Origin of the sequence: Streptobacillus notomytis (assembly GCF_001902585.1) — a bacterium.
Taxonomy (GTDB): domain Bacteria; phylum Fusobacteriota; class Fusobacteriia; order Fusobacteriales; family Leptotrichiaceae; genus Streptobacillus; species Streptobacillus notomytis.
Window position 1 is genome coordinate 1 of the sequence record NZ_LKKV01000026.1, and the last position, 231, is coordinate 231.

The window sequence follows — 231 nt, forward strand, 5'->3', positions numbered from 1 at the left end:
ATTTAGATATTCTATAAACTATTAGATTCTTTCTTAATTCATGTAAATCAATAGCTTCTAAGTAATTACCAAAGATAGAAATTAATTTTAAAAATCTACTTATATTAGATAGTTGACTTAAATCGAAACCATCATCAAATTTATAAAAATCAATCAAATCTTGTAATAGAGAAAATTCCTTATCTAATTCATTTTTTTCTTTAAAAATTTCCAAATCTATAAATTTTTCTT

1 protein-coding gene is annotated in these 231 nt (G+C 19.0%); it reads right to left on the reverse strand.

All coding sequences use genetic code 11. The annotated features are described in order from the left end of the window. A partial coding sequence (locus tag BUE91_RS01165; protein WP_244889861.1) for a hypothetical protein occupies positions 1-214 on the reverse strand: 214 nt, incomplete at its 3' end. Positions 215-231 lie beyond the last annotated feature (17 nt).